General features: G+C 69.5%; 9 protein-coding genes and 1 tRNA gene. 6 read left to right on the top strand and 4 right to left on the bottom strand.

Annotation, left to right across the window (positions count from 1 at the left end):
• Positions 1 to 73: 73 nt before the first annotated feature.
• The gene (locus tag ABDW21_RS05360; RefSeq protein WP_343710163.1) at positions 74 to 2,440 is read left to right on the top strand and encodes a lysylphosphatidylglycerol synthase transmembrane domain-containing protein; all 2,367 of its coding nucleotides are present in this window, start codon (positions 74 to 76) and stop codon (positions 2,438 to 2,440) included.
• 59 nt (positions 2,441 to 2,499) lie between these two features.
• On the opposite strand, the gene ABDW21_RS05355 is transcribed toward ABDW21_RS05360, so the two are convergent.
• From ABDW21_RS05355 to ABDW21_RS05345, 3 genes are all read right to left on the bottom strand, one after another.
• Entirely contained in the window at positions 2,500 to 3,591 is a 1,092-nt protein-coding gene (locus ABDW21_RS05355; RefSeq protein ID WP_343600522.1) for a galactokinase, read from the bottom strand.
• Positions 3,588 to 4,664 carry a galactose-1-phosphate uridylyltransferase gene (gene galT / locus ABDW21_RS05350; protein ID WP_343600521.1) on the bottom strand — a complete coding sequence of 359 codons (1,077 nt, stop codon included), beginning with the start codon at positions 4,662 to 4,664 and terminating at the stop codon, positions 3,588 to 3,590. The genes ABDW21_RS05355 and galT overlap by 4 nt, the downstream gene beginning before the upstream one ends.
• A 73-nt stretch (positions 4,665 to 4,737) precedes the next feature.
• Positions 4,738 to 4,823 (bottom strand) — tRNA-Tyr (locus ABDW21_RS05345).
• An 82-nt stretch (positions 4,824 to 4,905) separates the two neighbouring features.
• Here ABDW21_RS05345 and ABDW21_RS05340 point away from each other — a divergent pair.
• From ABDW21_RS05340 to ABDW21_RS05320, 5 genes are all read left to right on the top strand, one after another.
• The gene (locus ABDW21_RS05340; protein WP_343600520.1) at positions 4,906 to 5,397 is read left to right on the top strand and encodes a YajQ family cyclic di-GMP-binding protein; all 492 of its coding nucleotides are present in this window, start codon (positions 4,906 to 4,908) and stop codon (positions 5,395 to 5,397) included.
• 76 nt (positions 5,398 to 5,473) lie between these two features.
• The gene (locus ABDW21_RS05335) at positions 5,474 to 5,980 is read left to right on the top strand and encodes a hypothetical protein (protein ID WP_343600519.1); all 507 of its coding nucleotides are present in this window, start codon (positions 5,474 to 5,476) and stop codon (positions 5,978 to 5,980) included.
• Positions 5,977 to 6,600, top strand: a complete 624-nt coding sequence (locus ABDW21_RS05330; protein ID WP_343600518.1) for an RES family NAD+ phosphorylase — start codon at positions 5,977 to 5,979, stop codon at positions 6,598 to 6,600. Before ABDW21_RS05335 ends, ABDW21_RS05330 begins: the two co-directional genes overlap by 4 nt.
• 83 nt (positions 6,601 to 6,683) lie before the next feature.
• Positions 6,684 to 8,174, top strand: coding sequence for an NAD(P)/FAD-dependent oxidoreductase (locus ABDW21_RS05325; protein ID WP_343710162.1), 1,491 nt, complete (start codon positions 6,684 to 6,686; stop codon positions 8,172 to 8,174).
• Positions 8,175 to 8,251: 77 nt separating this feature from the next.
• Positions 8,252 to 9,274 carry an NAD(P)H-dependent glycerol-3-phosphate dehydrogenase gene (locus tag ABDW21_RS05320; RefSeq protein ID WP_343710161.1) on the top strand — a complete coding sequence of 341 codons (1,023 nt, stop codon included), beginning with the start codon at positions 8,252 to 8,254 and terminating at the stop codon, positions 9,272 to 9,274.
• A gap of 239 nt (positions 9,275 to 9,513) precedes the next feature.
• On the opposite strand, the gene ABDW21_RS05315 is transcribed toward ABDW21_RS05320, so the two are convergent.
• A complete protein-coding gene (locus ABDW21_RS05315; protein WP_343710166.1) occupies positions 9,514 to 9,858 on the bottom strand; it encodes a type II toxin-antitoxin system HicB family antitoxin in 345 nt (114 codons plus the stop codon).
• Positions 9,859 to 10,025 lie beyond the last annotated feature (167 nt).

Genomic DNA, 10,025 nt, shown 5'->3' with positions numbered 1-10,025 from the left:
GCGTCGTGGCGGTTCGAGAGGACGTCTCGGCTATGTTGTCGACGAACCGCTGCAAAAGCCCCGAAGGACCAGCATGCGAGTTGACGGACGCGACATCGCCGTCTCCGGCAGCTTGCTGCAGCCGCTGTCCCGGCGCACCAACGACATCCTGCGGGTGGCGCTGGCCGCACTGGCCCTCGCGGCCGTCGTCACCAGCTCGCTGATCACCCGCCCGGGCTGGACCGCGCTGGAAAAATCCGTCTCGCAGATCGTCGGAGCGCTCTCCCCCACCCAGTCGGACCTGGTGTACCTGGCGTACGCCATCGCCATTGTCGCCATGCCGTTCATGATCCTCGTCGGGGTGATCATCGCGCGGCAGTGGACACTGCTCGGCGCCTGCACGGCCGCGGGGTTCCTCGCCGTGGCGGCGCTGTCGGTCAGCGGCAAACGCATCGCCGCGCCGGGCTGGCACTTCGACCTCTCCGAGCGGCTGGCCACCACGCTGTCGCAGTTCCTCGACGACCCGCGCTGGATCGCGATGCTGGCCGCGGTGCTCACCGTGTCGGGCCCGTGGCTGCCCGCGCGACGCCGGACCTGGTGGTGGACGCTGCTACTGGCGTTCGTGCCGATCCACCTGGTGGTCAGCGCGATCGTGCCGGCGCGGACGCTGCTGGGGCTGGCGGTGGGCTGGTTCATCGGCGCCGTGGTGGTCCTGGTGGTCGGGACGCCCGCGCTGGAGGTGCCGCTGGACGGTGCCGTCCGCGCCCTGACCCGGCGAGGCATCGCGGTGTCCGGGCTGACTGTGGTCCGGCCGGCCGGGCCCGGCCCGCTGGTGGTGTCGGCCGCCGCCGACCAGCCCGCCGTGCTCGAGCTGTACGGCCCGCATCAACGCGGCGGCGGTGCGGTGCGCCAGCTGTGGCGCAAGCTGCGGCTGCGCGACACCGAGACCGCGCCGCTGCACGCCTCCCTGCGCCGCGCGGTGGAGCACCGCGCGCTGATGGCGGTCGCGGCCGGCGCCCTGGGTGCGGCCAACACGTCGACGATCACCGCCGCCGCACTGGACCGCGGCTGGATGCTGTACGCGCACCGCCCGGTGCGCGGCGTCCCGATCGCCGACTGCGCGACGGCGACGCCGGTCACCCGGGTGTGGGAGTCGCTGCGCGGCCTGCACGACCACCAGATCTCGCACGGCGACCTGCGCGCCGGCCTGATCACCGTCGACGACGGCACTGTGCTGTTCGGCGGTTTCGGCAACGCCGAATACGGCGCCACCGACGCCCAGCTGCAATCGGACATCGCGGCGCTGCTGGTCACGACGTCCGCGCTGTACGGCGCCGGGTCCGCGGTGGCCGCGGCGATCGACGTGCTGGGCGCATCCACCGTGCTGACCGCCTCCCGCCGGCTCACCCGAACCGCTGTGCCCAAACAGGTCCGGGATGCGGTGCCCGACGCCCGTGCCGTCATCGCCGCCGCCCGCACGGAAGTGATGCGCCAGACCGGCGCCGGCCAGATCCGGGCCGAGACCATCACCCGCTTCACCCGCGGCCAGCTCGTCCGACTGGTGCTGCTGGTGGCGCTGGTCTACGTCGCTTATCCGTTCATCAGCACGGTGCCGGCGTTCCTCTCGCGGCTGGCGACCGCCGACTGGTGGTGGGCGCTGCTGGGGCTGGCGGTGTCGGCGCTGACCTACGTCGGCGCGGCGGCCGCCCTGTGGGCCTGCGCAGATGGTTCGGTCAGCTTCAGGAACTTGTCAATCATGCAGGTGGCCAACACTTTTGCGGCGACAACCACTCCGGCCGGGGTGGGCGGGCTGGCGTTGAGCACCCGGTTCTTGCAGAAGGGCGGGATGAGCGCGGTGCGTGCCACCGCGGCGGTGGCGCTGCAGCAGTCGGTGCAAGTGATCGTCCACGTCGCGCTGCTGATCCTGTTCAGCACCGCCGCCGGCGTCGGCACCGACCTGTCTCACTTCGTCCCCACCGCGACGGTGCTGTACCTGGTCGCCGGCGCGGCCCTGGGCGTGGTCGGAACTTTCTTCCTGGTGCCGAGGCTGCGACGCTGGCTGGCGACGGCGGTGCGCCCGAGACTCACCGAGGTGACCGCGGACCTCGTCGCGCTGGCGCGGGAGCCGAAGAGGCTGGCATTGATCGTACTTGGTTGTGCCGGAACGACTCTCGGCGCTGCACTGGCGCTGTGGGCCAGTATGGAGGCGTTCGGCGGGCACGCCACGTTCGTCACCGTCACCGTGGTGACGATGGTCGGCGGGACGCTCGCCTCGGCGGCGCCCACCCCCGGCGGCGTCGGCGCCGTGGAAGCCGCGCTGATCGGTGGGCTGGCCGCCTTCGGCGTGCCTGCGGCCGTCGCGGTGCCGTCGGTGCTGCTCTACCGGGTGCTCACCTGCTGGCTACCGGTGTTCGTCGGCTGGCCGGTGATGCGCTGGCTCACCCGCAACGACATGATCTGACCCGCCGCGACACCGTGGGGCCCCAAAGGTGTTGTGGTGAGCCCGCGCATCGGCCCGTCTTACTGCTCGCAGGGCCCGGCGCCGGGGGCGGCGTAGGTCCGGGTGATCGCCGGTTGCCGGTGACCCGCCTCGTGCGCGGCCCGCCGCACCGCCTCCGTCACGGTGGCCAGCCGCGCAAACGGCACCAGCGCGATCACGGCGCCGCCGAAACCGCCACCGGTCATCCGCGCGCCGAGCGCACCCGCGCCCACCGCGGTGTCGGCGATCAGGTCGATCTGCGCGGTGGTGATGCCGAAGTCGTCGCGCATGGACGCCTGCGACGCCGTCAGGATTCTGCCCGCCCCGGTGAAATCCGACTCTGTCAGTGCCGCCACGAAATCACGCACCCGCTGGTTCTCGGTCAGGACGTGTCGGGCGCGGCGGGCGTCGAGACGTTCGGTGACCGCGTCCAGTGCCGACACGTCGCCCACATCCCGCAGCGACGGCACGCCCAGATCAGCGGCGGCCCGCTCGCACGACGCGCGGCGCGCCGCGTATTCGCCGCCGACGTGCCCGTGCCGGGCTCGCGAGTCGATCAACAACAGCGCGACGCCGTGCGCCTCCGGGTCGAACGCCACCGGACGGACGCTGACGTCGGCGAAGTCGATCAGCAACGCCGTCGCCGGCGCACCGAACAGCGACGCCAGCTGGTCGAGCAAACCCGTTGGGGCACCGACATACTCGTTCTCGGCGCGCTGCGCCAACCGGGCCTGCTCGACGCGGTCGAGCTGCACACCGGCGCCCGAGCACAGCGCGCCGAGGGTCGCGCACTCCAGCGCCGCCGAGGACGACAGGCCTGACCCGATGTCGACGTCACTGGTGATCGACATCGCGCCGCCCGGCACCGGATGCCCCGCCTGCCGCAGCGCCCACACCACCCCGGCCACGTAGCCGGCCCAGCCCGTCACCGCACCGGCAGCCGTGTCGAGCGGAATGCGCGCGGTGCCGTCCGCGCGGTCGCTGCGCACGCTGATGGCCTCGGTGTGGTCGGGCGTGAACGTGGCCACCGTGCGTATCGGCAGCGCGATCGGCAGCGCCAGACCCCGGTTGTAGTCGGTGTGCTCCCCGATCAGGTTGACCCTTCCCGGCGCGGCGTAACGGACTGGCCTCACCGCAGTTCCCGCAGCCGCCGAGCCACCGCCTCGGGTCGCACGTCGCTGATGAACGCGTCCATCGCCGACTCGGAGGCGGCCAGATACTTCAGCGCGGTGGCGCTGCGGCGAATCGACATCAGCTCGACGTGGAAGTAGCCGTCGCGCTGGTCGTCGGTGTCGCCGAATTGATGCAGCGCCGACATGTACGGCAGCGGCTCGCAATACATCCGGTCGAAGCGCTGCAACACCTCGACATACAGGCGCGCAAAGTCGTCGACCTCGGCCGCGTCGAGCTGGACAAGGTTGTGCACGAACCGGTTCGGATAAATATGCACCTCCACCGGCCAGCGTGCGGCGAACGGAACGAACGCCGTGAACAGCTCCGTGCGGGCGATGACACGACGCCCGTCGTCGACCTCCCGGGCGAGCAGGTCGGCAAAGAGGTTGCCGCCGTGTCGGATTCGGTGCTCGCGGGCCTGATGCAGCATCGCCGCGGTGCGCGGTGTCAGACACGGGTAAGCGTAGATCTGGCCGTGCGGATGGGTCAGCGTCACTCCGATCTCCTCGCCGCGGTTCTCGAAGCAGAACACCTGCTCGAAACCGGGCCGGGCCATCAGGTCGGCGGTGCGATGCCGCCACGCCTCGACGACGAGCCGGGCGTGCGGCGCTGCCAGGTCCGCGAACGACCCGGTGTGGTCGGCTGAAAAGCAGATCACCTCGCAGCGGCCATGCCCGGACGCAGACACGAAGCCGCCGCCGACCGGCCCCAGCCCGCCCTCGCCGCACAGGCTCGGGAACCGGTTCTCGAAGACGACGACGTCGTAGTCGGCGGCGGGCACCTCGCTGGTCAGACCGCTCGGGCCCGGGCACAGCGGGCACTGGTCGGGCGGCGGCTTGTAGGTGCGGTCCTGGCGCAGCGCCGCGATGATCACCCACTGACCGGTCGCCCGGTCGAACCGTAGCTGCGACGGGTGCAGGTCGCGCGGCGGCAGCGGCCGGCGATCGGCGACCGGCGCCGGCACGTGGCCGGGCAGCGAGAAAAACCAGAGTTCTCGACCGTCGGCCAGCCTCGCCCGCGTCGGCGGTGTCACGTTGTCGAACACTAATCGACGGGCGCCGGCCGGCCGGCGTGGTGCGGCGCCGACTGTCGGGGCCTGCGATCCGTGGTGGCAGGTCCAGGATTCGAACCTGGGTAGGCGTAAGCCGACGGATTTACAGTCCGCTCCCATTGGCCGCTCGGGCAACCTGCCGGATGTGTTACGCGTAGCAGAGTACAACGAGGATGTACCCGGAGCACAAACGGCCAACACCCACCGGAAGGGGACGGATCCAATGGCGGATTCATCGTTCGACGTCGTCAGCAAGGTCGACCGTCAGGAGGTCGACAACGCGCTCAACCAGGCCGCCAAGGAGCTGGCGACCCGGTTCGACTTCCGCGGTACCGACACCAGGATCGAGTGGAAGGGCGACGAAGCCGTCGAGCTGACCAGCTCGACCGAGGAGCGGGTCAAGGCCGCCGTCGACGTCTTCAAGGAGAAGCTGATCCGCCGCGACATCTCGTTGAAGGCCTTCGAGGCGGGCGAGCCGCAGTCCTCCGGCAAGACCCACAAGGTGACCGGCACGCTCAAGCAGGGCATCAGCAGCGAGAACGCCAAGAAGATCACCAAGCTGATCCGCGACGAGGGCCCCAAGACCGTCAAGACCCAGATCCAGGGCGACGAGGTGCGCGTCTCCAGCAAGAAGAAGGACGACCTGCAGGCCGTGATCGCGCTGCTGAAGAAAGCCGACCTGGACGTCGCGCTGCAGTTCGTCAACTACCGGTAGCCTGCTCCGCCGCACATCTGCCGTTCGAATCATGCGCTAGACTGAACTGCACGAAGCGCATGGACGGAGGAATGGCGTGACGATTGTCGACGACCTCACGGCCGGGAGCCGTCGGGTCCGCGAAAGCGCCCACGCGGTGGGTGCGGCGCTGTCCTCGGTCGCCGTCTACACCGAGCCCGCCGTCGCCCGCGCCGTGCAGGCCGAGCAGAACCTCTACGCCCGGATCGACGCCGAGTTCGGGATGCTGACCAGCACCGAAGCCGGCAAACGGATGGGGTCACGGTCCCGCGCTCCCCGCAACCTCGCCACCACGGCGCACCGCAACAAGGCGCTGGTCGCCGTGCGGCAAGGCAACTACCTGGCCTATCCCGGGTTCCAGTTCGGGCCCGACGGCCAACCGCTTGCCGCCATCGGGCGCCTCCGCGAGATCGCTGACGCCCACGGCTGGTCCGAGGCCGGTCTGGTGCAGTGGCTGTGCTCACCGACGACCTACCTGGACGGCGATCGCCCGGTGCAGCACCTCACCGAGGATCCCGACCGCGTCGTCGCGGTGGCGGCGGAGGCGCTGGCCGTTTCGTGGTGACAGGGCCACCGATCCCGTTCGACCCGGCCACCGCCACCGTGCCTGCAGGGCATCTGCTCTACCGCGTGCTGTCGGCGACCCGCACCGCGACCGACTTCAACCCCGGCCTCGGCGCCGCCACCCGGTTCGGCTTCTTCGGCGATCCCGTGGTGCCGATCCTGTACGCCGCCGACACCGAAGACGCCGCCATCGCCGAGACGCTGCTGCACGACATCCCGATCGAAGGAGGCGTGCTGCCCTACGACCGATACGCCGGCGCGGTGCTGGTCCGGCTGAAGCTGACCCGACAGCTGTGCGTCGCCGTTCTGCACGGCACCGGGCTGCGCCGGCTGAGGGTCCGCGCCGACGACGTCACGACGAGCCCGGCGTCCGCCTATCCGGCCACGGTCCGCTGGGCGCAGGCCGCGCACACCGTCGGCCTGGACGGCCTGGTGTGGATGTCGCGGATGTGCAACGACGCCAAGGCGTATGTGTTCTTCGGCGACCGGTGCGGCGGGGACAGGCAGGCTTTCACCCAGGACCACGACCATGCGCGCATCTTCGCCAGCCCCGCCGACCAGATGTGGCTCGTCGACCGCTGCGCACCGCTGCATGTCGACGTCCTCTTGGAGCCGTCGTGATCGGTACCGCGCTGGCCCGATCAACCGGTGGGTGCCTAGGCTGACAGGTGGGACACCAGCCTGTGCCGGAAGCGAGGTTCACCATGAGCGCGACGCCCCAGGACACCGAGTACTTCGACGTCGTCATCATCGGCGCCGGCATCTCCGGCCTCGGCGCGGCCTACCGCATCACCGAGCGCAACCCGGGCACCCGCTACGTCGTCCTGGAGCGCCGTGACCAGATCGGCGGCACCTGGGATCTGTTCCGCTACCCGGGGGTGCGCTCCGACAGCAGCATCTTCACGCTGAGCTTCCCCTACGAGCCGTGGACCCGCAGGGAAGGCGTTGCCGACGGCGTCGACATCCGCGAATACCTGGTCAACACCGCGCACAAGCATGGCATCGACCGCCACATCCGGTTCGGCAGCTATGTCCGCTCCGCCGACTGGGATTCGGCCACCGACACCTGGACGGTCACCGCCGACGGAGAAGGGGGGGCCGGCGCGACCTACCGATGCCGGTTCCTGTTCTTCGGGTCCGGCTACTACAACTACGACGAGGGCTACACGCCCGACTTCCCGGGCATCGAGCAGTTCGGCGGCACGGTGGTGCACCCGCAGCACTGGCCCGAAGATCTGGACTACGCCGGCAAGAAGGTGGTGGTGATCGGCAGCGGCGCCACCGCGGTGTCGCTGATCCCGCCACTGACCGACAAAGCGGCGAAGGTCACCATGCTGCAGCGCTCTCCGACGTATCTGTTCTCCGCGTCGAAGGTCAGCCCGACCATCCAGCTTGTCCGGACAGTGTTGCCGCGCAGGGTTTCTCACCAACTGGCCCGTATGCGCATGGCGATCTTCGAGGGGCTGGTGTGGTTCGTCGCCCGCAAGACGCCGAGCCTGATGAAATGGTGGATACGGCGCACGGCGGTGCACAACCTGCCCGCCGGCTACGACGTCGACACCCACTTCAAGCCGCACTACCAGCCCTGGGATCAGCGGCTGTGCCTGATCCCCGACGCCGACCTGTACGTCGTGATCAGCGAAGGACGCGCCGAGGTGGTCACCGACCACATCGACCACTTCGACACCACCGGGATCGCGCTGAGATCCGGCGGGCATCTCGACGCCGACATCGTGGTCACGGCGACGGGGCTGCAATTGCAGGCGCTCGGCGGGGTCAGGCTGTCGTTGGACGGGGCCGAGGTCAAGCCGCAGGACCGCTTCGTCTACAAGGCGCACATGCTCGAAGACGTGCCCAACTTGTTCTGGTGTGTCGGCTACACCAACGCCTCGTGGACGTTGCGCGCCGACATCACCGCCCAGGCAACGGCGAAACTGTTGGCGCACATGCGCGCTCACGGCTACACGCATGCTTATCCACACCTGGGAGACGCGCTGATGCCGGAGAAACCGGCGTGGGACATCCAGGCCGGCTATGTGCTGCGTGCCCTGCACGCGCTGCCGAAGTCGGGCACGAAGCGGCCGTGGAACGTCCGGCAGAACTACTTCGCCGATGCCATCGACTACCGGTTCGACCGGATCGAGGAGTCGATGGTCTTCGGCCGCGTCGACGACAAGGCGGCGCTGGCCGGATAACCCGGATCACCCCGCCGCCGGAACCAAAGCCACCGGAACGGCCACCTGTGCCGCGATGCGGCAATACCCTGATCGCCATGGCAGCTATGCGCGAACCGAAGATCGTTGTGCTCGGCGGCGGTTCCTGGGGCACCACCGTCGCATCCATCTGCTCGCGGCGCGCGCCGACGCTGCAGTGGGTGCGCTCCGAGGCAACGGCGAACGACATCAACGGGAACCGCCGCAACACCCGCTATCTCGGCGAGGACGTCGTCCTCAGCGAGACCCTGCGCGCCACCACCGATTTCTCCGAAGCCGCCGGGACCGCCGACGTCATCGTCATGGGTGTGCCCTCCCACGGATTTCGTGGGGTTCTCGCCGACCTGGCGCCCCGGCTGCGGCCCTGGGTCCCGGTGGTGTCGCTGGTCAAGGGGCTCGAGCAGGGCACCAACATGCGGATGTCGCAGATCATCGAAGAGGTGCTGCCCGGCCACCCGGCGGGCATCCTGGCCGGGCCGAACATCGCCCGTGAGGTGGCCGAGGGCTACGCGGCTGCGTCGGTGCTGGCGATGCCCGACGACCACCTGGCCGCCCGGCTGGCAGAGTTGTTCCGCACCAGGCGATTCCGGGTCTACACCACCGACGACGTCATCGGGGTCGAGATGGCCGGCGCGTTGAAGAACGTCTACGCGATCTCCGTCGGGATGGGCTATTCGCTGGGTATCGGCGAGAACACCCGCGCCATGGTGATGGCGCGGTCAGTCCGCGAAATGTCGAAGCTGGGCGAAGCCATGGGCGGGCAGCGCGACACCTTCTCCGGGCTGGCGGGGATGGGCGACCTGATCGTCACCTGCACCAGCCAGCGCAGCCGTAACCGCTATGTCGGCGAGCAGCTCGGCACCGGCAAACGCATCGACGAGATCATCGCGTCGATGAACCAGGTCGCCGAGGGCGTCAAGGCCGCCAGCGTGGTCATGGAGTTCGCCGACAAGTACGGGCTGAACATGCCGATTGCCCGCGAGGTGGACGCCGTGATCAACCACGGCTCCACCGTCGAGCAGGCCTACCGCGGCCTGACGGCGGAGACCCCGGGACACGAGGTCCACGGGTCCGGGTTCTGAGCCCGGCCGGCGTCGACGCTGATGTGCGGCCACTTGTGGCATTCCTGAGCCAGTTGTTCCAGCTCGTCGACCCGCGGTGCGCGATCACCGCCCTCCCATGCGGCGACGGTTGCCCGGTCGACGCCAACGTCACAAAATCCTCGCCAGGACCGGCCCTCTTGGCGCAGCGTTCACAACAGCCACATCTGCATCGTTGGCGGAGGCATACATGCTGCTGCGAAGTGATGTCGGCGGCGATATCACAGGTCGAACAGGCCGATTGGTTGCCGGCCGGCGAGTTTCTGTACTATCCAGTGATTCATCGACACGTTCTGCTCGGCGGCCTCGACGGCCAGCCGCGCGTGCAACGCCGGCGACGTCCGGACCACGAACTTGCCGCTGTAGCGCCGCTCGGTCAGCGGTCGTGGAATGTGGTCACCGCCGGCCTGCCGACCGGCGACGTGCTCGTCGACGGTGCGCTCGATGCCGGCCATCGCCTCGCGCACCGTCGGCGCCCGGTGTGACAGGTCAGGAAACTCCAGGCATCGGGCCACGTACTCGTGATACTCGGTCGACCATTCCGCGCGGTAGGTGTAGTGGTTCATCGCCGGCACCAGTAGCGCATGCGACATCACTTTGGACAAGTCACTACGACTGCACCGAGCTACTGGTGGGACTTCTGAGCCTGGTGGGAGGCGGCGATCGCCAGCGCGGCACAGCCGGGCGCAGCGGGTCGCCGCCATCGGCACCGCGGCGATCGCCAGCGCGGCAC

The organism is Mycobacterium sp. (assembly GCF_039583805.1).
In the GTDB taxonomy this organism is placed as follows: Bacteria; Actinomycetota; Actinomycetes; order Mycobacteriales; family Mycobacteriaceae; genus Mycobacterium.
The sequence above is the reverse complement of the archived record's forward strand: the minus strand, read 5'-3'. Positions and strand labels throughout refer to the sequence as shown.